Origin of the sequence: Lysinibacillus sp. JK80 (assembly GCF_027557635.1) — a bacterium.
Taxonomy (GTDB): Bacteria; Bacillota; Bacilli; order Bacillales_A; family Planococcaceae; genus Lysinibacillus; species Lysinibacillus capsici.
Genome location: NZ_CP058997.1, coordinates 1,249,768 through 1,273,477 on the forward strand (window position 1 = coordinate 1,249,768; position 23,710 = coordinate 1,273,477).

General features: G+C 40.0%; 25 protein-coding genes. 7 read left to right on the forward strand and 18 right to left on the reverse strand.

The annotated features are described in order from the left end of the window. Window positions 1–10: 10 nt before the first annotated feature. Complete coding sequence (locus tag HXV90_RS06790) at window positions 11–631, reverse strand: DUF47 domain-containing protein (protein ID WP_004229078.1); 621 nt, start codon at window positions 629–631, stop codon at window positions 11–13. A 390-nt stretch (window positions 632–1,021) separates the two neighbouring features. Between HXV90_RS06790 and HXV90_RS06795 the strand changes: the two genes are divergently transcribed. The 3 genes from HXV90_RS06795 (at window position 1,022) to HXV90_RS06805 (ending at window position 4,291) form a co-directional block, all read left to right on the forward strand. Beyond that, a complete protein-coding gene (locus HXV90_RS06795) occupies window positions 1,022–1,786 on the forward strand; it encodes a sulfite exporter TauE/SafE family protein (RefSeq protein ID WP_269898686.1) in 765 nt (254 codons plus the stop codon). Between the two features lie 101 nt (window positions 1,787–1,887). Further along, window positions 1,888–3,264: a Na+/H+ antiporter NhaC gene (nhaC, locus tag HXV90_RS06800; protein ID WP_115673977.1), complete on the forward strand. Its 1,377-nt coding sequence runs from the start codon at window positions 1,888–1,890 to the stop codon at window positions 3,262–3,264. A 262-nt stretch (window positions 3,265–3,526) separates the two neighbouring features. Beyond that, window positions 3,527–4,291 carry a class I SAM-dependent methyltransferase gene (locus HXV90_RS06805; protein ID WP_269898687.1) on the forward strand — a complete coding sequence of 255 codons (765 nt, stop codon included), beginning with the start codon at window positions 3,527–3,529 and terminating at the stop codon, window positions 4,289–4,291. 44 nt (window positions 4,292–4,335) lie between these two features. Here HXV90_RS06805 and HXV90_RS06810 read toward each other — a convergent pair whose 3' ends face one another. The 3 genes from HXV90_RS06810 to HXV90_RS06820 all read right to left on the reverse strand — a co-directional run bounded on the left by HXV90_RS06810 (window position 4,336) and on the right by HXV90_RS06820 (window position 6,363). Beyond that, on the reverse strand, window positions 4,336–4,656 hold the full coding sequence (locus HXV90_RS06810; protein WP_004229297.1) for a YnfA family protein: 321 nt from the start codon (window positions 4,654–4,656) through the stop codon (window positions 4,336–4,338). Window positions 4,657–4,697: 41 nt separating this feature from the next. After that, a complete protein-coding gene (locus HXV90_RS06815) occupies window positions 4,698–5,432 on the reverse strand; it encodes an urease accessory protein UreH domain-containing protein (protein ID WP_269898688.1) in 735 nt (244 codons plus the stop codon). Window positions 5,433–5,508: 76 nt separating this feature from the next. Further along, the gene (locus tag HXV90_RS06820) at window positions 5,509–6,363 is read right to left on the reverse strand and encodes a LysR family transcriptional regulator (protein ID WP_103117863.1); all 855 of its coding nucleotides are present in this window, start codon (window positions 6,361–6,363) and stop codon (window positions 5,509–5,511) included. A gap of 111 nt (window positions 6,364–6,474) precedes the next feature. On the opposite strand from HXV90_RS06820, the gene HXV90_RS06825 reads away from it, so the two are divergent. Both HXV90_RS06825 and HXV90_RS06830 read left to right on the forward strand, forming a co-directional pair. Continuing rightward, on the forward strand, window positions 6,475–7,242 hold the full coding sequence (locus HXV90_RS06825; RefSeq protein ID WP_054550900.1) for a sporulation protein: 768 nt from the start codon (window positions 6,475–6,477) through the stop codon (window positions 7,240–7,242). 71 nt (window positions 7,243–7,313) lie between these two features. Continuing rightward, on the forward strand, window positions 7,314–7,979 hold the full coding sequence (locus tag HXV90_RS06830) for an HAD family hydrolase (RefSeq protein WP_115674036.1): 666 nt from the start codon (window positions 7,314–7,316) through the stop codon (window positions 7,977–7,979). Between the two features lie 44 nt (window positions 7,980–8,023). Here the strand turns inward: HXV90_RS06830 and ptsP are convergent, their stop codons facing one another. The 11 genes from ptsP to HXV90_RS06885 form a co-directional block, all read right to left on the reverse strand. Then, complete coding sequence (ptsP, locus tag HXV90_RS06835; protein ID WP_269898689.1) at window positions 8,024–9,736, reverse strand: phosphoenolpyruvate--protein phosphotransferase; 1,713 nt, start codon at window positions 9,734–9,736, stop codon at window positions 8,024–8,026. After that, window positions 9,733–9,999, reverse strand: coding sequence for an HPr family phosphocarrier protein (locus HXV90_RS06840; RefSeq protein ID WP_103117862.1), 267 nt, complete (start codon window positions 9,997–9,999; stop codon window positions 9,733–9,735). Before HXV90_RS06840 ends, ptsP begins: the two co-directional genes overlap by 4 nt. Next, window positions 9,996–10,700: a glucosamine-6-phosphate deaminase gene (locus tag HXV90_RS06845; protein WP_103117861.1), complete on the reverse strand. Its 705-nt coding sequence runs from the start codon at window positions 10,698–10,700 to the stop codon at window positions 9,996–9,998. The genes HXV90_RS06840 and HXV90_RS06845 overlap by 4 nt, the downstream gene beginning before the upstream one ends. A gap of 20 nt (window positions 10,701–10,720) precedes the next feature. Then, a complete protein-coding gene (locus tag HXV90_RS06850; RefSeq protein WP_103117860.1) occupies window positions 10,721–11,431 on the reverse strand; it encodes a sugar isomerase domain-containing protein in 711 nt (236 codons plus the stop codon). Window positions 11,432–11,497: 66 nt separating this feature from the next. Then, window positions 11,498–12,658, reverse strand: coding sequence for an N-acetylglucosamine-6-phosphate deacetylase (nagA, locus tag HXV90_RS06855; protein ID WP_269898690.1), 1,161 nt, complete (start codon window positions 12,656–12,658; stop codon window positions 11,498–11,500). A 97-nt stretch (window positions 12,659–12,755) separates the two neighbouring features. Continuing rightward, window positions 12,756–14,699: an N-acetylglucosamine-specific PTS transporter subunit IIBC gene (gene nagE / locus HXV90_RS06860; RefSeq protein WP_269898691.1), complete on the reverse strand. Its 1,944-nt coding sequence runs from the start codon at window positions 14,697–14,699 to the stop codon at window positions 12,756–12,758. A 178-nt stretch (window positions 14,700–14,877) separates the two neighbouring features. Further along, the gene (locus tag HXV90_RS06865) at window positions 14,878–15,819 is read right to left on the reverse strand and encodes an ABC transporter permease (RefSeq protein WP_009370929.1); all 942 of its coding nucleotides are present in this window, start codon (window positions 15,817–15,819) and stop codon (window positions 14,878–14,880) included. Then, a complete protein-coding gene (locus HXV90_RS06870) occupies window positions 15,797–16,717 on the reverse strand; it encodes an ABC transporter ATP-binding protein (protein WP_269898692.1) in 921 nt (306 codons plus the stop codon). Before HXV90_RS06870 ends, HXV90_RS06865 begins: the two co-directional genes overlap by 23 nt. A gap of 87 nt (window positions 16,718–16,804) precedes the next feature. Beyond that, window positions 16,805–17,512: an ABC transporter ATP-binding protein gene (locus HXV90_RS06875; protein WP_066037440.1), complete on the reverse strand. Its 708-nt coding sequence runs from the start codon at window positions 17,510–17,512 to the stop codon at window positions 16,805–16,807. Window positions 17,513–17,521: 9 nt separating this feature from the next. Continuing rightward, window positions 17,522–17,878 (reverse strand): GntR family transcriptional regulator, encoded by a 357-nt coding sequence (locus tag HXV90_RS06880; RefSeq protein ID WP_048390347.1) that lies wholly within the window; start codon window positions 17,876–17,878, stop codon window positions 17,522–17,524. Further along, window positions 17,875–18,651 (reverse strand): hypothetical protein, encoded by a 777-nt coding sequence (locus tag HXV90_RS06885; RefSeq protein WP_269898693.1) that lies wholly within the window; start codon window positions 18,649–18,651, stop codon window positions 17,875–17,877. Before HXV90_RS06885 ends, HXV90_RS06880 begins: the two co-directional genes overlap by 4 nt. 190 nt (window positions 18,652–18,841) lie before the next feature. Between HXV90_RS06885 and HXV90_RS06890 the strand changes: the two genes are divergently transcribed. Both HXV90_RS06890 and HXV90_RS06895 read left to right on the forward strand, forming a co-directional pair. After that, on the forward strand, window positions 18,842–19,075 hold the full coding sequence (locus HXV90_RS06890; protein ID WP_103117854.1) for a cyclase: 234 nt from the start codon (window positions 18,842–18,844) through the stop codon (window positions 19,073–19,075). A gap of 6 nt (window positions 19,076–19,081) precedes the next feature. After that, a complete protein-coding gene (locus HXV90_RS06895; RefSeq protein ID WP_269898694.1) occupies window positions 19,082–19,756 on the forward strand; it encodes an HAD family hydrolase in 675 nt (224 codons plus the stop codon). Window positions 19,757–19,773: 17 nt separating this feature from the next. On the opposite strand, the gene HXV90_RS06900 is transcribed toward HXV90_RS06895, so the two are convergent. The 3 genes from HXV90_RS06900 to HXV90_RS06910 are packed head-to-tail and all read right to left on the reverse strand — an operon-like array spanning window position 19,774 to window position 23,685. Beyond that, the gene (locus HXV90_RS06900; protein WP_269898695.1) at window positions 19,774–21,324 is read right to left on the reverse strand and encodes a hydantoinase/oxoprolinase family protein; all 1,551 of its coding nucleotides are present in this window, start codon (window positions 21,322–21,324) and stop codon (window positions 19,774–19,776) included. Continuing rightward, window positions 21,317–22,420, reverse strand: coding sequence for an S-methyl thiohydantoin desulfurase family protein (locus tag HXV90_RS06905; protein WP_237900318.1), 1,104 nt, complete (start codon window positions 22,418–22,420; stop codon window positions 21,317–21,319). The genes HXV90_RS06900 and HXV90_RS06905 overlap by 8 nt, the downstream gene beginning before the upstream one ends. Further along, window positions 22,417–23,685 (reverse strand): cytosine permease, encoded by a 1,269-nt coding sequence (locus HXV90_RS06910; protein ID WP_112117837.1) that lies wholly within the window; start codon window positions 23,683–23,685, stop codon window positions 22,417–22,419. The genes HXV90_RS06905 and HXV90_RS06910 overlap by 4 nt, the downstream gene beginning before the upstream one ends. Window positions 23,686–23,710 lie beyond the last annotated feature (25 nt).

Here is a 23,710-nt window from a genome sequence, read left to right on the forward strand (position 1 = left end):
ACACTCCATCTTATGCATTACGCATAATTATTGTTTCAATTGTGTTTGCTACTGTTTGACAGCTGTCCGCAATGTCTTCAAATTGCTCATAAATATCCTTGAAAACAATCAAACGCATTGGGTCTTTTTCTTGGATGAATAATTGCTTCATTGAAGAACGGAAAATTTCATCACATTCACGTTCATTGTCCTTAATTTGAATAGCATGTTTACGCATTTCCACAAGCTTTTTACTATTTAACAGTTCCATGGCTTGTACCATTTCGTCCGTGCTTTTCGCAATATATGTGAGGAATTGACGCATTGGCTCTGTTACTTCTGTTAGGTTGTACATATTGAAGTGTGCAATACAGCCTTCCATTCCATCAATCACATCATCTAATTTATTGGCTAATGCTAAAATATCTTCACGCTCAATTGGCGTCATAAAGGATTTATTCAGCATAACGATTAGCTCATGGATTAATTTATCGCCACTTGTTTCGTATTGCTTCATTGTATCTGCAATTTCTTTTAGCGCATCTATATCTTGAATACGGGCATTATGAGCATAATAGATACCCTCATTCACGTTTTTCGCGATTTTTAATAGTGACTGAAAAAATGGATCTTGCTTATTTGAGTTGAACATCCTGTTCCTCCTGTTGAAAAAATATTGTCAATTTCTGAACCATCATAACAAAACATTTACACAATTCTACAAAATTTTAAACACTAAGATGTTGATTTTACAAAACTGTAATATAAAATTTGCCACATTTATTTTTAAGCTATTTCGCAAGTTGTAAACGTTGGAAATCAAATATTAAAAATCACTATTTTTTCTTTAAAAATGACCATTTTTTCTTTTATTTTTATAAAAATACTTGAAATAAACTTTTTTCTGCTTATTTGTTTGTCTTGTGAAATGTTAAGGAATTGTAAACGAAATTTACATGAAAATGCTGGAATTTCATTGTTATTTTTTGACTTCCGCAGTACGCTATGTTAAAACGCAATGAGGAAAGATGGGAGCATATTTATGGATATTGATTTACTTTCACTCACAATATTATTACTACTTGCTTTTATCGCATCTTTTTTAAATGCGATTGTTGGAGGTGGTGGGCTCATCTCCTTACCTGCATTAATGGCTGTTGGTTTACCTCCAAGTACAGCCATTGCCACAAATAAACTGGCCAATACCATTAGTAATGGTACAAGTATGCTAACTTTTTTACGTGCAGGTAAAGTTGATATCAAGAAAATCGGAAAAATCCTCCCTTTTATCTTTGTAGGGTCTTTACTCGGTGCCTTTACTGTCCATCTTGTGTCCCCTGCTATTTTAAAACCACTTATGCTTGTTATGCTCGTCCTTGTAGCTGCTTATACAATGTTTAAAAAAGATTGGGGACAGCAATATCAAGAGCGTGTACTTAGTACAGCCAAACATTTAGCCTATATAGGTGCATTTGCGGCTATTGGCTTTTACGATGGCTTTTTTGGACCAGGTACGGGTTCATTTTTTATTTTTATTCTATTAATGATGGGCTATGATTTTCTCCAAGCTGCTGGTAATGCGAAAGCTTTTAATTTCACCTCAAATTTAGCGGCATTAATCATGTTTTTAGTTTTAGGAGAAGTTCATTTTCTCTATGGTTTTTCGATGGGCTTTGTCATGATCTCTGGGGCAATCCTTGGATCCAAATTTGCGCTGAAGCGTGGAACGAGCATGATGCGTGTCATCTTTATTGTCATGACATGTTTATTGATTTTGAAAAATGCCTGGGATTATTTCTTTCATTGAGACCGCCAATTTTCAGTCAATTGACAAAAAATATTAGCGTGCTATAATACTTTTGGGCTTCACCGCATTGAAGCGCAGAAGTATTTATTAGGAGGATTCACATGTTTCGAATAGAAGCAAAGAGTAACCCTCGATTTCTTGAGGCAAGCTTTATCACTATTTTAATTATCGCCATAATGGCTTATAGTATTGGCTATTTAAAGGCTACGCCGCATATCCCGATTTTTCTTGTGATTGCCCTTTTACTGGCTTATGGATTACTGAAAAAAGTACCCTTTCGCGATCTTGAGGGTGGTATGATTGCTGGTGCTAGCGCTGGACTTGGCGCCGTTTTTATTTTCTTTTTTATTGGCATTTTAATTTCCAGCTGGATTATGGGTGGAACGATCCCAACCCTTATCTATTATGGCTTTTTAACTGTGTCGCCAAACTTTTTCTTTGCTATCGTGTTTTTAATTTGTAGTATCGTTGGTATTTCAATTGGAAGCTCTCTGACAACTGTCGCAACGGTTGGTGTAGCATTTATGGGCATTGCCGGAGCTATGGATATCTCGCTAACCATTACAGCTGGAGCGATTGTTTCTGGGGCCTTCTTTGGAGATAAAATGTCTCCATTATCCGATACAACCAATCTTGCTTCTGGTACAGTTGGTGTAGACCTTTTTGAGCATATTAAAAATATGGGCTGGACAACCATCCCTGCTTTTCTTATCTCCTTTGTGCTCTATGCTATTATCTCCCCAACAGGAGCTGCTACATCCTTTGAGACAGTGGAGCAATTTAAAGGGGGTTTACTGTCTACAGGACTTATTCATTGGTATACATTATTGCCAATTGTTGTTCTCGTAATCATGACTTTTTACAAGGCACCTGCAGTCATTACATTGGCTGTTGTGTCCATTATTGGAGTAGGTCTTGGCTCTCTACTTGACCCAGTTCCCGCTTCAGATGTCTTCAAAATTCTGTTTGATGGCTATGTCTCTCAAACTGGTAATAAAGAGGTAGATGCCTTGCTCACTCGTGGTGGGATGAATAGTATGCTATTTACAATCGCGCTTGTCTTACTTGCTTTAACAATGGGTGGCCTTTTATTCACACTAGGCATTATTCAAAGCATTTTAACGAAGGTCGAAAGCTTATTTAAAAGTGCTGGTTCTGTTATTACGGGTGCTGCCATCACGGGCATCGGTGTCAATACATTGATCGGTGAACAGTACTTATCCATTCTATTAACTGGGGAGGCCTTTAAGGCACAATTTGCAAAGGTTGGGCTTGCACCAAAAAACCTTTCACGCGTCATGGAGGATGCTGGTACGGTTGTCAACCCTCTTGTGCCTTGGAGTGTTTGTGGTATTTTTATCGCAAGTGTTCTCGGTATTTCCACACTGGATTACCTACCATTCACCTTCTTCTGTTTACTTGGACCAATTCTTACGATCTTGTTTGGCTGGAGTGGCAAAACATTAACAAAGCTTTAACCATAACAAAAGGTAGCTGAAAACAACATCAGCTACCTTTTTATTTTACTCAAAATTTTTGTGGAAACACCATTTCTTACTACCTTGACTATGTGTTGTATAAAATAATTTTAATCCCTTATCGGATCGGAAATTTGATAGCGTGTAAAGCTAGCTGTTGGAGAGAAAGCTATCATTCCAATTTGGAATCAAAATTCATGATTTTTCGCATTTCTGTTGGATGACCTCCTTTGCTATGCTCTACTAAAGGAGATGAAATAGGATGACAACAAAAACAAAATGGAATGCTCATTTATATGATGAAAAGCATGATTTCGTGTCAAAATTGGGTATAAGCTTAGTCAATCTACTAGCGCCGCAAAAAAATGAACATATTTTAGATGTGGGTTGTGGTACAGGAGATTTGGCTAATGACATATCAGCACTTGGAGCTTCTGTGCTCGGAGTAGATGCGTCGGCTACAATGATTTTAGCTGCTCAGCATAAATATCCTGCCATTAACTTTCAAACGATGGAAGCTACAGCGATGCACTTTTCTCAGCAATTTGATGCCGTTTTCTCCAATGCCGCACTTCATTGGATGAAGGAACCTGATGTAGTTATCGAAAATGTCTATGGTGCACTGAAAAACGGTGGACGCTTTGTTGCTGAAATGGGTGGACAAGGCAATATTGCATCTATCATTTGGGCTCTGCAAAAAAGTATGGAATCTTTACAATTTCCCTATATCGACCACTATTTCCCTTGGTATTTTCCAAGCGTCGAGGAATATCAATCAAAATTAGAAAAGGCAGGCTTTCAGGTCGAGAATATCACACTCTATAAACGCCCTACACCACTTCAAGGGCAGGATGGGCTTCGCAACTGGTTGGTCATGTTTAGTGAAAATCTTCTACAGCACTTAAAGGCTGATGAGAAAGAGCAGGTTTATGCGACATGTGAGGAATTATTAAAGCCAACTTGTTTCCAACAGAATGAATGGGTCATTGATTATTATCGTCTGCGCTTTATTGCTCGTAAAAAATAGATTACAAAAGGTTACTATTCTGTTGTAGTAACCTTTTTTCAATGCTAAGAGCGAGGCAGCAATATTACAATGACGCCTATTAAGCATATCCCTGCGCCAATAAAGTCTAAATGATCGGGCTTTTTGCCATCAATGCCCCACCCCCATAAAATAGACAACACGATGAATACCCCACCATAGGCTGCATAAACTCTGCCAAAGGTAGGGAAGGACTGGAATGTTGCAACAACGCCGTACAGAGCAAGTGCAATACCGCCAATAATGCCCCAATAAAAAGGTTTACCCTCTCGTAACCAAAGCCAAATTAAATAGCCCCCACCTATTTCACCAATTCCCGCAAGAATAAATAATAATATAGCGATCATACTGTATCTCTCTTTCTCATTTTCACTCTATTATACATGTCTTACATACTCCAATATGTAATGGTGTCCGTTATTCCGATTAAAATTAATAGGATACCTGCTGTCATTTGAATAGCTCTTCCCATTTTCATACTTTTTCGTAGGATAATACGCTTGGCATCAAAGACATAGATCAACAGAAGCATGATGATGAGCGGTACAGCGGTCGCTACGCCAAAAATACTAGGTAGAAGCAGCCCATAGGAAGTGCTCGCCACAAGGGGCATTAACCATACAAAAAATAGAACAAACATAGTGGGACAAAAGGCAATAGAAAAACTAGCGCCCATTAAGAACGAGCCAAATTTCCCCTCTTTTACTACAGGCGGCAGCAGCGATGTTAAACGTTGTAGAAAGGTTAATTTGAATAAACCGATTAGCACCAGCCCTGTTAGCAGCATCATCGGCCCAATAGCCTGACGAAAGATTGGAAAATAAACGGTCATCTTTGTTTCAAATGATTGCCCAAAAAGCCAAGCACTAAAGCCAAGCACACTAAAAACAACCACTTTCCCCACAATAAAAAACATAATTTCTTGCCAATTACTGCTCTTTTGAAGTGTTCGATTGCCGTAAAATGTAATGGCACTCATATTACCTGTTAACTGACATGGAGCAAAGGCGCCTATCAAGCCAAGAAGAATGGCCATCATCAGGGCAGAATGCTCATAGCCCTGTACAAATTGCGTAAGCGGTTCACTAATAAACTGACTAATGGTGGACAATATACTATACATCTAAACACCCTCTATCTATTATTTATACTAAAATAGTATAAAGGTACATTATGAATAAACAGTGCAGAAAAAGGCTTTACCCATAGACGCTATTACACGCTACTAAAAAATCATCATAATCAGCTGAGACATACTTTGTAAGCAAGTAAGTATCCGATACAATATGAGAAAATTCTTTTACTGAATAGCTATGTAGAAGATTTTGCTGACAATCTGGTTCAATTACACTCTTAGGCAGCAAAGCAATACCAAGACCATGCTTGACGAAATGCTTGATTACCTCTGTTTGATTAATATGCATTGTTTGATGGCTAGTAAATTGCTGTAGCACCTGTTGTACTTCCTGCCAATAGGGCGCATATTCATGTGTGAAAAGCGTTTCCTGCTGTAAAAGGGTGAAAGCATCATATTCCTTTTTAGCAATAGGAGCAATTAAATGCAATGGTTCTTGTGCGAGCATTACCGTGTGAAGCTCACGAGTTGAGGTTAATTTGGATAAGCCCATATCGATTACACCAGTAAATACCGCTTCCCCAATTTCATTGGATTTTAAAAGTTCTATCACTACCTGAGTAGAGGGCTTTCGATGCTGGAATGCTGTAATAATAGCTGGTAATGTTGAATTCGCTATTTGCGGAGCAACGCCAATCGTAAGCTTAGCGGTGTAGCCTTTTACGAAGGAATCCATTTGTTGTAGCCCTTCATCTAAAGCGGACAGGATTTTTTGTGCCTGCAGACGAAAATAAGCACCCTGCTGATTTAACGTCACCTGTTTGCTCTGTCGATTAAATAATGGGGTTTGCAATGCCCTTTCTAAATGTTGGATATGCTTCGTTACGGTCGATTGTGTAATAAATCGTTTTTCAGCTGTTTCTCGAAAGTTTTCAGTTTGTGCTGCCACTATAAATGTGCGTAGCCACTCTGTCTCCATCGCCATCCCTCTTTCGTTTTCAACTAGTATAACGAAAAATTTGTAAGTCTTGAAACCTTTTTTCAACATAAGCGTATGTATAGCTAACGATGTCAGTAGGAGGAATGAAAGATGTCTTTTTTTCATAAAGCATTAGCAAGTATTGGTATAGGTTCAGCGACAGTGGATACAAGATTGGAGAAGGATACTTATCGTGCTGGAGAGGTCATGCAGGGTGAAATCATTGTGCGTGGCGGTCAAGTTGAGCAACAGGTCGACACGATTTACCTATCCGTCAATACGACCTATATCCGTGAGTCGAATGATCACAAACATACAGAGGTTGCCGCACTGCAGAAGGTCAAAGTAACAGAGCCTTTCACACTGGGCGCCGGCGAGGAAAAAATCTTCCCTATTTCATTAACTTTGCCATTTGAAACACCGATTAGTGCAGGTAAAACACAGGTATGGATTCAAACGGGTCTTGATATTAAAAATGCGGTCGATCCGAGTGATAAGGATTATATTCGTGTCGAGCCAACAGCACTAGCAGGTCATATATTAGATGCGATTCGTGGATTAGGTTTCCGTTTACGTGAAGCTGAATGTGAACAAGCTCCTTCACGCTTCCGCGGCTACTATCCATTTGTCCAGGAATTTGAATTTGTACCCACTGGACAATATAGAGGCCATTTAGATGAGCTTGAATTAGTTTTCCTTTCTCAATCCAACCATTCTGCAGAGATTTTCATGCAAATTGATCGCAAAGTAAAAGGCATTGGTAGCTTTTTTGCTGAAGCATTAGATATGGATGAAAGCTATGTTCGCACAACGGTTACGATGCATGACCTACCGACACTACAAGCAAAGCTTCAGCAAATCATTTCAAAACATGCCTAATGAACTAAAAAGTAGTTGAAGCCTAACTTCAGCTACTTTTTTTATGATCAAATAGGAGGGTGAAAAGGATGATGATGAAAGCGGCATTATTTGATTTAGACGGAACATTATTAAATAGAGATGCATCTGTCGAACTCTTCATTAAGCAGCAATATGAGCGATTAAAGGGAGTACTAGGTTCCATTCCAAAAGAACAATATATAGCTCGTTTTATCCAATTAGATAAGCGGGGCTACGTTTGGAAGGACCATGTCTATCAGCAATTGGTAGAAGAATTTCACCTTGTTCATATTACGTGGGAAGAACTTCTTCAAGATTACCTAAACGAATTTAAATATAGCTGTGTCCCTTTTCCTAACCTTATCCCTATGCTAGAACAATTGAAAAGGGATCAGTTGGCTTTAGGCATGATTACGAATGGCTATGGGCATTTTCAGATGGACAATATAAAGGCATTAGCAATTGAACATTATTTTGATGTCATTTTAGTTTCGGAATGGGCAGGAATGAAAAAACCCGATCCTCAACTGTTTTTAAATGCCATCGAAAAGCTGAATGTCCTTCCTCATGAATGTGTTTTTATCGGCGACCATCCTGTGAATGATGTCAAAGGTGCTCAACATGTGGGAATGAAGGGCATTTGGAAAAAAGATAAACAATGGCAACATGTTCAAGCGGATGCCATCGTGGAGGATTTATTAGAAATACCGATATTCATTGACTCTTTCAGCCAATAATAAATAACCCATCTACTTGTTGGTAGATGGGTTTTTGTTTTATCCTATTTCACAGCTTGCTTTACTTTTTCCAGCACTTCTTCAGCTGTCGCTAGCTGTAATGCCTCTGTTGCTAAAGTCTGCATCTCTGGGACAGATAATTGCTTTAGCAAGGCCCTCGTTTTTAAAATAGACGTAGCACTCATAGAGAACTCATCTAAGCCTAGGCCTAGCAATAGTGGAACAGCATGCTCATCGCCAGCCATTTCTCCACACATTCCTACCCATTTCTTTTCTTGATGGGCAGCTTTAATGACCATTTGAATTAAACGTAATATGGCTGGGTTATATGGTTGATATAAATAGGAAACTTTTTCATTCATCCGATCTGCCGCCATTGTATATTGAATTAAATCATTTGTCCCGATGGAGAAGAAATCCACTTCTTTGGCAAAAATATCTGCCATTACGGCTGTCGAGGGAATTTCAACCATCATCCCGACCTCGATGGAAGAGCCTACTGCAATCCCTCCAGCTATCAGCTTTTCCTTTTCCTCAAGCAAAATGGCTTTAGCCGCACGGAATTCTTGAATGGTCGCTATCATGGGGAACATAATTTTTAAGTTTCCGTAGACAGATGCTCGCAGTAGTGCTCGCAATTGTGTGCGGAATAACTCCTGCTGGTCAAGACATAGACGAATGGCACGGTGACCAAGGAATGGATTCATTTCTTCTTGCAAAGGTAAATATGGCAGGTGCTTGTCGCCACCAATATCGAGTGTTCGAATAACAACGGGCTTGCCCTTCATTCCTTCCAAGACTGTTTTATACGCTGTAAATTGTTCTTCCTCAGAGGGTAAATTTTCTCTGCCCATATATAAAAACTCTGTTCGATATAAGCCAATTCCCTCTGCTCCATGACGCAATACACCATCCAAATCATTTGGCGATCCAATATTAGCCGCTAGCTCAACATGCACGCCATCTTTAGAAACGGTTTGCTCATTCACTAAAGTAGACCATTCCGCCTGCTGTACCCGATATTTTTGTGCCTTTTCCTGATAGTCTGCAATCACATCGGCACTTGGATTCACTAGGACTTGACCCGTCAAACCGTCAACAATTATAGTATCGCCATCCTGAATTGTTGTCGTAGCAACCCCTGCCCCTACGACTGCTGGGATTTCTAAGCTACGAGCCATGATGGCTGAATGGGATGTACGCCCACCAATATCGGTAATAAAACCGAGAACATAGTTGCGATCTAATTGGGCTGTCTCTGAAGGTGTCAAATCATTCGCTACGATAATTACCTGTTCGTTAAAATTGCTTGGATTTGGAATATGTACTCCGAGTAAATGTGCTAATATGCGATTTGTCACATCTTTAATATCTGATGCACGGGCACTCATGTATTCGTCATCCATACCTTCAAATAATGCCACAAACATAGAGGTTACTTCATGCAATGCATACTCCGCATTTACCGCTTCGTCTGCAATTTTTTGATTGATAGGCCCAATTAATTCGGGATCATGAACCACTAATAAATGTGCCTCAAAAATTGCGGCTTCTTCTGCACTAAATTTTTCTAATGTTTGCTGTCGAATGACAATCAGTTCTTGCTCTGCTTTGGCAAGAGCGGCTGCTAAACGTTTCTGCTCTGCCTCGATATCATGAACAGTTGTTTTAGCGAATGTTAAATCTGGTTGGACGAAACGATATGCTTTCGCAATGGCAATGCCGTCTGAAGCGGCAATACCAGTGAGTCGTGTCATTGTGCAAGCCCCATTTCCGTGATGAGTGTCGTTAGTGCTGCTAATGCTTGCTCTTCGTCTTCCCCCTCTACAACAAGTGTAAATTGTGAACCTTGCTTTAAGGCTAATCCCATCACACCTAAGATTGATTTCAAGTTAGCTGCTTTTTCTTCTGTACGTATTTCTATAGATGAAGTAAATGGTGTTGCTTTTGCCACAAGTTGGCTCGCTGGTCGTGCATGAATACCTAAAGGATCGACTACTGTAAATTGTTGTGTTTTCATAATTTATTCTCCTCTTCTTGTAAGTCTGTTAAAACCATTACATTTGGATGTTTCGATAAAGCAGTTGCAGGTACGTCTTCTGTATAATCAGATGCCAGTAAACGCTCTAACACCTCACGCTTAGCTTCTCCCACTGCGAGTAACAAAATGCATTTTGCCCGCATAATCGATTGAATACCCATCGTGTATGCCTGTGTTGGCACTTCGTCAATGGATGAAAAGAAACGCGCGTTAGCTTGACGAGTAGATTCTTCGAGTGTTACAAGATGTGTTAAAGAAGCAAATGACGTACCAGGCTCATTGAAGCCGATATGACCATTTTGACCGATACCAAGCAGTTGGAAATCTAAGGGATATTGTTGCAGTAATCCTTCATAGCGAGCTGTTTCCACTAAAGGATCTACTGCTAATCCATCTGGTAAATACGATGCTAAAAATGGTTTTTGGTTAAATAAATGTTTGTTCATATAATAGGCGTAGCTTTGCTGATGAGTTGCCTCAAGCCCAACATACTCATCCAAATTAAAGCTAATACAATGTGAAAAATCAATATCTGTTTTACAGATTTTAGCATATAGTGGTTCCATTGTTCCACCAGTAGCTAACCCGAACGTTGTGGCGCCATTATTTTTGGCTTCAACGATGGTCGCTACTGCATGTGAATATAAATCATCCATTGAGGAAAATCTTTTTACTTTCACCACATATCCTCCTTTGTATCCTAGAAATGAATACGCTGACCATACTGATCAATGAGCGCATCGTTATTAGTTTCCCCTAAATTACTGCTACCAAACACTGGTACACTAGTGCCCTGTGCATGCATAAGCTCAATGATTTGAGCGAATAAAGCATTTAATAAAGTCGCACCTAACACCGTTGATACAGGGGCATATTGCAATTGGTCAACGGTTAACACACCATCACCTAATGGCACATGCGTATTCAATACTTCATCTACTACTTGCTCTAAACGCTTGCCTGACGGATGGCGCGACGGCTGGTGCTGATATTCCAGTGATTGGAGTGAAATAGTCAAAGCGCCCGCTTCCTTTGCATAGATAGCCATATCAATGGGCACTGGATTATTGGCAGAGGTTGAAATGATGATACAAACATCTTGGTCATCAAATTGCAGCTGATCCTTATAGGTGGCTAAAAAAGCCTGTTTTTTTTCATTTTGTGAGGATTGCCGTGCACCCTGATGTAGCATTAACGATTCTATGTGTATCGGTTTGACAGGCACTAAGCCACCTGCTCTATAGTAACATTCCTGTGCTAATAGCATGGAATGACCAGAGCCAAAGAGCTGGATAATGCCTCCCTTTGTGAGACGTTTAACAATTTGCTTGGCAATATGCATAAGTTGGTTGCTTTCCTGCTGTGCCACCATTGTTAAATATCGATTTACTTGTTGAAAATAGGTATTCATGTTCTATCACCTTTTCATTTCCATCGTTTCATGCAAGATGTTTGTATACCTGCTGCATATTAGTAACTATTGTCCACTTGAATTTGCATCATATAAGACCTTGCCCGCCTTAATCGTTTGGTGGAGCTTTAATTGTTCATCTAAAATCACTGCATCCGCATCAAAGCCTTGTATAAGCTGACCCTTATTACCTAGCTTCAATTGTTCGGCAGCATTAAAGCTGGACATTTTGACAAGCTCCTCCAGCGTACAATTCGTAATGTGATGCATATTCCGTACAGCCTGATCCATTTTTAAAATACTGCCTGCTAACGATCCATTTGACAAATGGGCACCAGCTTCTGTTACATGAACTGTTTGACCGCCTAAATCATATGCTCCGTAGGGCATTCCCTTTGCGCGCATGGCATCTGTAATTAAAATAAGCCCGTCTGCTCCCTTTAAGCGATAGGCCATTTCCACAGCGCCTTCATGCATATGGATAAAATCAACAATCAGTTCTGCCTTAATCGCATCTAGCAGCAGGACACCGCCAACTACACCTGGATCTCGATGGTGGAATGGACGCATTTGGTTGTATAAGTGTGTCCCCTGTGTGGCACCTAATTGAGCCGCTTGTTGCATTTGCTCAAAGGTAGCATCCGAATGACCAATTGAAACAATGACACCGCTAGCAGAAATACTTTGCACAGCTGCCATGCCATTCGATTCTTCTGGTGCTAGCGTAATTTGCTTAATTTTATGGCCACTTAGTTGCTGCCATTTTGTCAATATATCTAAATTTAGCTCGACAATATATTCAAGAGGCTGTGCCCCTGCTCGCTGCTTTGAAACAAATGGCCCTTCGATATGAATACCTAGTACCTCTGCTTCATCTGGCTGTGGCTGGAACTGTGCTACATTTTCAATAGCTCGTTCAATGTTGTCATAGCTTTGTGTCATCGTTGTAGCTAAAAAGCTTGTCGTTCCTTCTTTTAAAAGGGATTGAGCCATCGTATGAAGCCCTTCATCAGAAGCATCCATCGTATCCATTTGAGCGGATCCATGAATGTGCATATCAATAAATCCTGGCAATAAAAATTTCCCTGAACCATCAAGCTGTTCTACATCGTGGATATCAAGCTGAGGAGCAATTTGCGCAATTTTACCATCCTTCATCCATACATCTACCTGTTCATCTCGTCCATTGCCATTCACTACTGTGATATTTCGAATGAGTAAACTCAAGAAAAACATCTCCTTCTTGAACAAGGGCTGTCGAAAAGGCATCCGTGTGCAATAGCTCATTGCCTCTGTATACCTTCGCTAACAGCCCCATTAGTCGTTACTTCTTCATTGTAATAATATTCGTTGAGCCTGCTCGTTGATAGCCAGTCTTTTCAAGTGTAATCTCTTGCCCCATTAAGCTTGTAAAGACAACTGGTGTGATGACAGAAGGTACTTGCCCTTCAATCTGTACAAGGTCTGCTTTTAATAACGCATCCCCACGCTTAACTTTTTGACCATCTGTAACGAGCAGATCAAAGCCATCACCATTTAGTTTGACCGTATCTAAGCCAACATGAATTAATACTTCAATGCCCGTATCAGATTTTAAGCCAATTGCATGCTTTGTTGGGAACACCATCACTACTTGACCATCAAATGGTGCATAGACTGCTCCATCTGTCGGACGTATCCCGAAACCTGGTCCCATCAAGCCTGCTGAAAATGCCTCATCAGGCACTTCTGTTAAAGGCAATAAATCACCCGTCATTGGCATTTCGAAATCACGGAATGTCATCGTGTCATTCTTCACCGTTTCTTCCATGACAGGCTGAGCTGATGGAAGTCCTACATTGGCTGGTGCTGGATTGCCTTTTTTCAAACGTTCTTTTATGGCTTCAGCTAAAAACTCAACAGATGTCCCAATGATTACTTGGACATTGGTTTTACTAATACGCATAACTCCTCTTGCACCTGTTTGCTTCAATGTTTTTTCATCGACGCTAGCAGAATCCTGTACTAATAATCGTAGGCGAGTTGTACAATAATCCACTTGCTTAATATTGTCTTTTCCACCTAATGCTTCAATTGTATAATATGCACGTAAATCGACATCATCAGCAATAGCATTTACTTCGCCATCCTCATCCTCATCGTCTTCACGTCCTGGTGTTTTTAAGTCTAATTTTTTGATTAAGAAATAGAATACCACAAAGTAAATCGCCCCAAAGCCTAAACCTAAAGGTAATAAGAGCAATGGTTTATCTGCCAGGCCAAGGTTGAGTAAGTAGTCAATTAAGCCTGCAGAGAACCCAAAGCCGTCACGGAATCCAACGAGATAGGCCACAGCCAAAGAAATACCTGTTAATACAGCATGAATACCATAAAGAACTGGTGATAAGAACATAAAGGAAAATTCAATAGGCTCTGTAACACCCGTTAAAAAGGCTGTTAAAGCGATGGAAACGAACATCCCTCCAACGATTGGACGCTTTTCTTTTTTCGCTGCAAAATACATTGCTAGACAGGCTGCTGGTAAGCCAAACATCATAATTGGGAAGAAACCAGCTTGGAAATGTCCAGCTGTCGTGTCTCCTGCTAGGAAGCGGTTGATATCCCCTTTCACGATTTCGCCTGCTGCATTTGTAAATTCACCGAAATCAAACCAAATAATTGTATTGATTACATGGTGGAGACCCACTGGAATTAATAGACGGTTGAAGAAGCCATACATCCCTACGCCAAGTGATCCTGCACCAATCATCCAATTACCGACAGCATCAATGCCACCTTGAATTGGTCCCCAAACAATTGCTAAAATACTACCTAAAATTGCCATGGTGATGGACGTAATAATCGGTACAAAGCGCCGTCCACCGAAGAATGATAACCATTCTGGAAATTTCACATTATAATATTTGTTATATAATAAGCCTGCCGTAATACCGGCAATAATACCACCAAATACACCCATATTTAATTCTTCGTTAACAGTCCCTAAAACGGCGACTAAAACAAGATGCGCAATCGCACCTGCTAGAGCTGCGCCACCACTGCTATCATGTGCAAACCCCATCGCAATACCGATAGCAAAAATAATTGGTAAATTCCCTAGTATAGCATTACCAGAAGCGGCCATAATACTAGCAATGTACTGGATGGCTTCATTCGGTACTGCCCCAAGCATATCCGCTGAACCTAAACGCAATAGTAATGCTGCTGCTGGTAATGTTGCGATTGGAAACATGAGCGACTTACCGATTTTTTGTAAGAAAGCAAACATTCATTATCCCCCTTTGGTATAGTTGTCTAGACCACTTTAGTAAAAAAAAAGCGTTTTCACTAAGTTGCTATTATTATAGGCGCAATTCAAAAAAAAATAAATACTTTTTTAATATTTCGTGATGTTAAACAAAAAAACCGCACCCTAATCCAAAATTAGGGCACAGTTCTTCTTTAGCTTATGCCGTGACATCACGTTTCATAAAGGTTGAATAACTAATGACAAGGAAAACTACTGCGTATATAGCAAGTACTGTTAATGAGAAGGGCAACGTCACATCAGCAATCATGGAGCCACCACCATGCTCATACTGTGTTAAATCAGAATGTGTGAGCCAAATATATTTGACGATGTCGTATCGGCTTAAGAACATAACTATCATGCCGCCTGTAAAAGAAAGGAACATCGTTAAACCGATTGCTAATGAGCTTGAACGGAATACTGAGCCAATCAAAAAGGCAAATAATGTAGACATTACAAAATCGCCACCAGATAATAGGTAATGATAGGCTAAATCGCTCCATACAGCCTTTTCAACGACCTGTCCATTGACCATTTCTAATTCCACACCTGTTCCCATGCCGAACAAGACTAAGCCGATAAGGGCACTTACCACAACATTGACCACATACAATAACAAACCAAAAAGGAATGTTGTCAGTAATTTAGACGTTAACACTTTGGCACGGGACATTGGGCGCGTTAAGAGCATTTTAATCGTCCCTGTTGAAAATTCGCTCGATACAATACTAGCTGCGGTAATGACTGTAAATAAAGTAACAAGCGTAAGCATACCGCTTGTAAAGGACATAAAGCTTGCAAGACTACTATCTTTTTGACTTGGTGCATCATTCGCTAAACGATATTCAGAAATAGCCATCTGCTCTTGAAAGTATGCCTTATCTTCCTCCGTTAAATCTTCACCTGCTAGCGTCTCTTTATAAGATTGAATGGCATCCTGCTCTATGTCCTGCCAAGAGCCTTCCGTCGGGGATTTTACTTCATAATATTTGGTGATTCCAGCAGGAACAAGAATGACAAGAATCAGCATGGCCACCATTGCCCATGTTCCTTTTTTATGCCATAATTTCATCCACTCATTTTGAATTAGCTTCAGCAATTTGTCCGCCTCCAGTCATTTCTAAGAATTGATCCTCTAATGTTTTTTGATGTGGCTGTACAGCAAATAATTGAATACCCGCTTGGACTAGTTGTGTAGTCATAGCTGGGACATCCTCTTTCTTCATTTCCACCACATAGCCTTGATTCTCTGCTACAAAGTTAAAGTCACACTGTTCCAGATAAGCAGACACCTGCTCTTTTGGCTGTGCCTCCACATAATAAAACGATGAGCTTTCATTATGAATATCGCGCAGATCAATCAGCTGCCCATTTTGAATCACAGCCACTCGATCACACATCAATTCAATTTCTGATAACAAGTGACTTGAGACAAAGACGGATACGCCCTCTTCTGAAGCAATCTTACGCAGGTACATACGAAACTCACGAATACCAGCAGGGTCTAAGCCATTCGTCGGCTCATCTAAAATCAAAAATTTCGGTCTGTGCAATAACGCCTGGGCTAATCCTAGTCGTTGTCTCATACCAAGTGAATACGTAGAGACCTTTTCATGTATACGATTTTCGAGCCCAACCTGTTGAATGACCTCCTGAATTCGTTCCTTTGTTACATTTTTATGCATACGTGCAAAATGTAGTAAATTTTTATAGCCTGACATAAATTTATACATTTCTGGATTTTCAACAATCACACCAACCTTACTAATGGCTTCCTCGTAATGCTCCTTCAGTGAAAGCCCGTCGATGATGACATTGCCCTCTGTTGGATGCATAAGCCCTGTCATCATTCGGATTGTTGTTGTTTTCCCCGCTCCATTCGGTCCTAAAAATCCTGTAATTTGGCCTGGATATAAATCAATGTTTAACTGTTGAATTAATTGCTTTCCTCGAATAGTTTTCGATAAATTTTGCAATTGTACAATCGGTTCTTTCATATTTTTCACCCTTTCTAATCTATTTCGCCTGAGCATTATGCAGTCTGGCACGACAACATTGCTTTATTGGCGATTCTTTCTTCACCTTTAGCTGTCTTTTACTGAAGGACGATAAAACCCTTTCATCCACTCAACTGCATCCTTATTAGCCACGTCGCGTAATGTTTCCACATTCTCGTAGGCCATGATTGATCCTGCCTGCAATAAAATAATTTGATCTAAAATAGGCTCTACCTCATATAATTCATGTGTGGATAGCAAAATCGTTTGATTTTCGATGTCCGTAAATTGAATTAAACCTTTAATCAACTGCTCTCTCACAATTGGGTCTAGCCCAGCAAATGGTTCGTCCATGACATAATAAGGAACCTCTCGTCCAAGGGTGGCAGCCATTTTCATGCGACCACGATTACCCTTTGATAATTGGCGTAGCTTTGTGCGCGTATCTACCTGTAAAAATTGTGCGACGATACAGGCTTTATCATAGGAAAAATCTTCAAATTGCGAAGCATAATGCTGGAAAAGCTGTTCACCCGTGTAGTACTCAAAAAATAAATCTGTATCTGGTAAATAAGCAATTTTGTCAGCACTTCTACGTGTGACGGGCTTACCCTCTAGTGTGATCTCACCAGCAGTGGGTCTCAGTAAACCAGCCAAAACTTTCATAAGCGTAGATTTACCACTACCATTTTCCCCAACTAGTCCAATGATTTGTCCAATCGGAAAGGAGAAGGATAGATCCTGTAAAACTGGCTTTTTCTTATATTGAAAAGATACATTTGATAGCTGTAACATCCCTTCACCTCACGCTTTATTTTTCAAAACCACAAGCATCTCTTCCTTCGAAAAGCCTAATGCCTCAATCGATGTTAAAAAATTTTCAGCCAGCTGATTTTTCATCTCTTCACGCAATAACTCAATGCGCTCCTCATTGCTCGTAATAAATGTACCCTGTCCTCGTTTGGTTTCCGTTATATTCATTGCCTCTAACTCCTTATATACACGTTGCACCGTATTGACATTGACACCTGTTTCTACTGCATATTCTCGAACGGAGGGAAGTCGATCACCTAGCTCCAACTTCCCCTTCAAAATGTCTCCACAAATTCGATCGACAAGCTGGCTATAAATGGGTTTGTCACGCGAAAAATCCATCGTCATCGTAAAACCACCCTTTCAAGCCACTTCGATGCTGCTAAAAACAGCAGTAGTAGTAATAACGTAATGGCTATTTCCTCAACGACATATATCGAGCCAAGCATCCATTCCATCGTCATTTCTTTCGCTTTTGGTAGATAGTGTTCGATGTTTTGAAGCGAAACTTCCCCATGGAGGAAGATCGCTCGATACAGCTGACTCTCCGTTACCCGCGCCCAACCAGCTGTGGTTACATAAAACACAATCATTGTCAGCACAATTGAAAAACGACCTATTATGCGCTTCAATTGCAAATAAAAAGCTAAAAAGAATAAAAGAACGATAAATAGCATTAATTGTAAAATCGTCAATATAATAACAATTATTACTAAAACTAATAAAATTTGTCCAGCGCTCGCAATCAGCTCATCTTTAATATTGAAAATGGCTATACTCGTAAAAAGGATAGTGAAGAGGACATATCCTACTAATGAGCAAACCAATTTTGCTCCGATAAGCTTTGTGATAGAGCTTGTTGAATGGAGCCAGCTCTCCTTTGCTTTAATATCCAAACGCATCGATGCTAAAAATTGTAAGATAGAATAGAATCCACCTAGAAAAAGGACGAGCATTGTAAATGCAAATGCTAGCTGATGCTCATGTGCAAAGAGATCGACATACTGATGTAAGATATAGGGAACGATCCAAGATAGCATAAGTCCCAAAAATATCCCTACTAGAAACCATGAGCGATAAAGTACCCATTCTTTTTTTAAAAGTCCTGTAAAGCTTTTCAATCACAACACCTCGTGTCATAGTGTACTAGTCACATATTACACTATGACTTTTTTGTTGGCAAGTGCTAAATACAAGAAAAAGGAAATTTTGTTTACTCAACAATTACGATTATGTTCAAAGAAGGTATTCACCTATTAAACACAGAATATATGGATAGCACTCTAACACTAAGCGTAAGGTGGTACTTGAATGGATAAAAGAGTTGTCTTTGATTTTGAAATTGAATTTACCAATGGTGGTGGTATACAAGGGCAGGATTTTCGCCTTGATATTGAAGGAGATGACATATCGGACGAAGAGCTAGCTAAGTATATTGTGGAAGATATGAGGTTGCTCATGGTTGGCAAGGTAACGATCCTAAACAAAAAAATTATTAATGAAAAACATAAACGAAAACCTCTTGATGAGCAAGAAAGGATATGAAGATCGTTGAAAGCGATACTATTTGATTTAGATGATACCTTACTTAATCGAGATCATGCTGTCGATAACCTGTTTTATATTATTTTGGAAAAATACTATGGTGCTATTCAGGGTATGCTCAAAAAGGACATGCTGGAAAAATTTAAGGAATACGATAAAAGAGACTATGGGATTGCCGATAAAACCAATGTTTTATCATCGTTTTTTGATGCGTTTCCATCAACCTTTCAATTGCCTCGCCATGACATGCAAGATTTTTGGGATCAGCAGTTTCCATATTGCTTTTCTATCGATCAACATATGTTGAAGGTTCTCCAAACGATTAAGAAGCAAGTACAAGTTGGCATTATCACAAACGGCTCTACACAGCGACAAAAGGCTAAAATCACACATACAGGTTTAGCTAGCTATTTTGATGTTATCCTTATTTCGGAGGAAGTAGGCTTAACTAAGCCTGACAAACGCATATTTGAATTAGCTCTACATCAGCTCCAAGTTCAGCCAAATGAAGCCTTATTCGTTGGGGATGACTTAGCAAAAGATATTGCTGGTTGTCAGCGAGCAAGGATGAAGGGCATATGGTACAATCCTCATCGGCTCACGAATCCTACTGACATTAAACCTGATGCAGTGATTCATTCATTTGAGCAATTAATAAAAGGAAGAGCCCTGTTTAACTAGGACTCTTCCTTTGACTGTTACACCATTTTCCCTACTACTTTTACCTTCAATCTTGTTGCATTTTCTGGATGATACGCGAGAGGTGTTTCTTCTACTTCCACTAGCTCAATGGTATCTTCAAGAGCACCTGCTAATACGGCTTGTTTCACAGCCTTGTTTTGTGCATCCTTCAAGGATTCCTCACGCGGTTCTTTGGAATAAATATAAATTTGCTCATATTGACCACTAATTTGTGCAATCGAGGCTCCGATGGCATTCGCAACACCACCGTATTCAGATTTTACAATTGTGGAAACGCCCCGAATATTTTCTGGCACAATGATACCACCACCCCCTACTAAGACTAATGACACATCCTCTGAGGAAGTTTTCATCTTATCAATCGCCTGTTCTAGTAACGAAGAAATTTCTTCTTGAACGGCTTTGGCAAAGGCTTCATCAATATGTGCCACTAACGTGGAATCACCTACATCTGCTAAGCCTAAACGGACAGCGATATCTGTTGTCGTTAAGGTCGAGCCACCGAAAACAAGGGCCTCCTCACTGATTTTATAGCCTACACTATCCGGCCCAACTGTAATTTTGTTGCCGTTCACACGAACAATACTTCCCCCGCCAAGTCCGACTGAAATAATATCTGGCATCCTAAAGTTTGTCCGAATGTCTCCCACTTCAACTGCGACCGAGGATTCTCGCGGGAAACCATCCTGTAATACACCGATATCTGAAGTGGTACCCCCAACATCCAATACCATTGTGTTTTGAATTTGGGATAAATACGATGCTCCACGGATACTATTTGTTGGTCCACAGGCAATTGTTAAAATTGGGAATTGCTTGGCGTAGTCGATAGACATTAATGTACCGTCATTCTGGCATAGATAAACCTCTACATCAAAAATGCCTTCCGCTTGTAACGCCTGTACAAAGCCCTGTGTTGTTGTCTCAATCACCTTACATAATGCAGCATTTAGAATCGTAGCATTTTCACGTTCTATTAACCCGACTGAACCTATTAATGAGGAGCAGGAAATTGGGAATTCCTCGCCATAGACTTCTTGAATCCATTCATGAACCTGCAATTCTTGATCATTTTTAATAGAGGAAAAGACACCAACAATCGCAATGGATTCTACTTGACCACGCCATTCCTCTAGTAGTTTTGTAATTTCCTGTTGATCAAGCGCACTCAATAATTGGCCGTCATATTCATAACCACCATGGGCAATGGCATAATTACCAGATAATTTATCAATCATATCTGCTGGCCAAGCTGTATAAGGGAGTACGGAAGCCGTCGCTGGATAACCTAGTCGAATGACACCAACCTTTGCTAGCTTTTTACGTTCAACAATGGCATTGGTGCATTGTGTTGTCCCTAACATCGCATGGGTAATTTTTGTTTTATCAATATTTGCGCCCTCTAGTAATTGTTGCAGTGACTTTTCAATCCCTGTTTTAATATCTAAGCTTGTTGGTGATTTCACACTGTAAATAAGCTGGCTATTATGGTCTAAAAGGATGGCATCTGTGTTTGTTCCACCAACATCGATTCCAATTTTATACATGCTCTGCTACCTCCTTTTTCACTAATTCCTCAATTGGCGTATACTCATATTCATAGCCAAAGTATTTGGGTCCAGCTGTTTCAATACCTTTTGCTGTACGCCATTTCTCATGTGCTGGTAAGCCAATCACACGCACACGTTTACCATATTTTAAGCTCTCTGTTGTAACAGGCAATAAAGTTTCATAATCCACCAAACAAATTAAGTCTGGTGTCATCGCTATAACCTGCCCGTTTTTCTCAGCTAATAAGTTTTCATTTTGGAAATGAACCTTCATTTGATCATTTTTATAAGATTCAATACCTTCAAGATTCATTTTACCTAGGTTAAAGCCACCCTTCGTTTCACGAATAACATCCACTATTTTTCCTTGGAAAAGCTCATATCCTTCCGCAAGCTTTAATAGGCTTTGTAGCTTATCGTTCACCTCTTGATCTTTCGAGGCAATAATTTCACCGATTTTTTCAGAAAGCGTCACTATATGATGAACACCGCTTTGTTTAATTTGCGCACCCGTTGTTGGGTAGAGGCTCACTAAAGAACTAGCGCCCATTTCTACTGTTGCTGTTCGGGCGATACGCTCGGTCCATTTATTATCAATCGTTTCAAAAATACCAATATTCCCTTTTTCATCAGTGATGGCCATTGGCGTTGCCGAAATCCCATCTAAGTGGAATGTCACCATTTGTAATTCCGGAAATGCACGCCCCATGCCATCACAATCAATCAATGGTAAGCCAAGCTGTGCTGCTACTACAATAGGAATCATCGAATTGACCCCACCTGCTTCCATTGGATAGGTGCCTGCAATTTTTTCTTTTCCTAAATATTGGGCAAGTTTTTGGAAGACCTTAACAAACTCATCGCCACGTGGGAATTTTTCTACTAAAACCGATGGCGCCCCCATCATTGCGGCTGGAATGAAAAAATCATCATCCGCAATTTCATCCACTGAATACAACTTTACAGGGCCATTTTTTTCGATAGCAGAAAGCGCCATTAATTTTCCAATATAGGGATCTCCTCCCCCACCTGTTCCTAAAAATGCTGCCCCTATGGCAATATGTTCAATAGCTGCCTGATCTAAATATCTCATCTATGTTCCTCCAATATGACCGTTTTTTGTACAGATACACGATACCCAACATAATAAATCACGAATGAAATAATGATGCCAATCATCGGTTGGTTTGGTAGCGCTGGCAATGCAGGGAATAAGGAAAATACCACTGGCATACAGGCAATTACAGCACCTACTAGCCAAGAAAATACACCTAATCGATTGACCCCTTCAACTTCCTGCCAGCTATCTGTTTTGCCTTTATGAATGACCCAGTAGGAAGCAATCATCACCCCTGCAACAGGCGGAATCATCGCCGATAAAATTGACATGATAGGTGTAAAATAATTTAAAATCCCTACAACGGCTAAGATTGTGCCAATTGTACCCGCCACACCTATGGCTAATCGTTCTTTGTTTTTAGCAACATCAAATACATTAATTAAGGCAATTCCACCTGAAATTGCATTGACCAAATTGGTTTTCCATGTTGCTAAAATCAGACCCACTCCACCAATAAAGGGTGTTGCGATATGCAGAAAGACTGCTGTAATATCACTTGTTTGATAGGCAATCGTTAAGACAGCTCCCACAGCAATCATTAGCACCCCTGCAGGAATAATCCCTAATGTAGCGGCTTTGAAAACGTCTGAACGTTTTTTTGAAAATTGCGAATAATCACCCGCTATAACAGCCCCTAATGCAAAGGACCCAATCGTTACAGCTAAACCATCCATAAAGCTCATGTTGCCCTGTGGCTGATAATCCCGAACGAGCTGTAGTTGCTCACCAGTTAATATTTGACCTAAACCATACAGGCAAATGATGACGAGCAATGGTACGGCGATATAGCTTAAAATACGCAACACCTTCATCCCATAAAGTGCGGATACGACCATGACCATACCACTAATGAATGAAGCGATTGGAATGGGTATATTCAAATGATAGATTGCTAATAAGTTTGCTAAGGCTACGCCACACACATTGGCCTGAATGCCAAACCACCCTAAACAAGCAATAGCTAAGATAATGGATAATATTGTACGAGAGCCCTTTTTTCCAAACACTTGTCCTGCTATATGGACAGTGGGCTTTCCTAAATCACTGCTTTGCATGCCTTGCAAAATCATGATGATCACGACAATAGCATAGCCTACAAAAGCAACAGCCAGTGCCTTTGATAAACTCATATTGGTAATCAGTGCGTTACCGACTAATAAACTAGGAATACAAATCATGGCACCAGCCCAAATAATACCTAAGCTATACCAAGATTGACCTTTATTTTCATTTTGCATGTGACTCCCTCCTTATTTGGTGATG

Bases quoted from the DNA above. Each gene is read 5' to 3' on its own strand.
- HXV90_RS06790 (WP_004229078.1), bottom strand. From the start codon at position 631: ATGTTCAACTCAAATAAGCAAGATCCATTTTTTCAGTCACTATTAAAA.
- HXV90_RS06795 (WP_269898686.1), top strand. From the start codon at position 1,022: ATGGATATTGATTTACTTTCACTCACAATATTATTACTACTTGCTTTT.
- nhaC (WP_115673977.1), top strand. From the start codon at position 1,888: ATGTTTCGAATAGAAGCAAAGAGTAACCCTCGATTTCTTGAGGCAAGC.
- HXV90_RS06805 (WP_269898687.1), top strand. From the start codon at position 3,527: ATGACAACAAAAACAAAATGGAATGCTCATTTATATGATGAAAAGCAT.
- HXV90_RS06810 (WP_004229297.1), bottom strand. From the start codon at position 4,656: ATGATCGCTATATTATTATTTATTCTTGCGGGAATTGGTGAAATAGGT.
- HXV90_RS06815 (WP_269898688.1), bottom strand. From the start codon at position 5,432: ATGTATAGTATATTGTCCACCATTAGTCAGTTTATTAGTGAACCGCTT.
- HXV90_RS06820 (WP_103117863.1), bottom strand. From the start codon at position 6,363: ATGGAGACAGAGTGGCTACGCACATTTATAGTGGCAGCACAAACTGAA.
- HXV90_RS06825 (WP_054550900.1), top strand. From the start codon at position 6,475: ATGTCTTTTTTTCATAAAGCATTAGCAAGTATTGGTATAGGTTCAGCG.
- HXV90_RS06830 (WP_115674036.1), top strand. From the start codon at position 7,314: ATGATGAAAGCGGCATTATTTGATTTAGACGGAACATTATTAAATAGA.
- ptsP (WP_269898689.1), bottom strand. From the start codon at position 9,736: ATGACACGACTCACTGGTATTGCCGCTTCAGACGGCATTGCCATTGCG.
- HXV90_RS06840 (WP_103117862.1), bottom strand. From the start codon at position 9,999: ATGAAAACACAACAATTTACAGTAGTCGATCCTTTAGGTATTCATGCA.
- HXV90_RS06850 (WP_103117860.1), bottom strand. From the start codon at position 11,431: ATGAATACCTATTTTCAACAAGTAAATCGATATTTAACAATGGTGGCA.
- nagE (WP_269898691.1), bottom strand. From the start codon at position 14,699: ATGTTTGCTTTCTTACAAAAAATCGGTAAGTCGCTCATGTTTCCAATC.
- HXV90_RS06870 (WP_269898692.1), bottom strand. From the start codon at position 16,717: ATGAAAGAACCGATTGTACAATTGCAAAATTTATCGAAAACTATTCGA.
- HXV90_RS06875 (WP_066037440.1), bottom strand. From the start codon at position 17,512: ATGTTACAGCTATCAAATGTATCTTTTCAATATAAGAAAAAGCCAGTT.
- HXV90_RS06880 (WP_048390347.1), bottom strand. From the start codon at position 17,878: ATGACGATGGATTTTTCGCGTGACAAACCCATTTATAGCCAGCTTGTC.
- HXV90_RS06890 (WP_103117854.1), top strand. From the start codon at position 18,842: ATGGATAAAAGAGTTGTCTTTGATTTTGAAATTGAATTTACCAATGGT.
- HXV90_RS06900 (WP_269898695.1), bottom strand. From the start codon at position 21,324: ATGTATAAAATTGGAATCGATGTTGGTGGAACAAACACAGATGCCATC.
- HXV90_RS06905 (WP_237900318.1), bottom strand. From the start codon at position 22,420: ATGAGATATTTAGATCAGGCAGCTATTGAACATATTGCCATAGGGGCA.
- HXV90_RS06910 (WP_112117837.1), bottom strand. From the start codon at position 23,685: ATGCAAAATGAAAATAAAGGTCAATCTTGGTATAGCTTAGGTATTATT.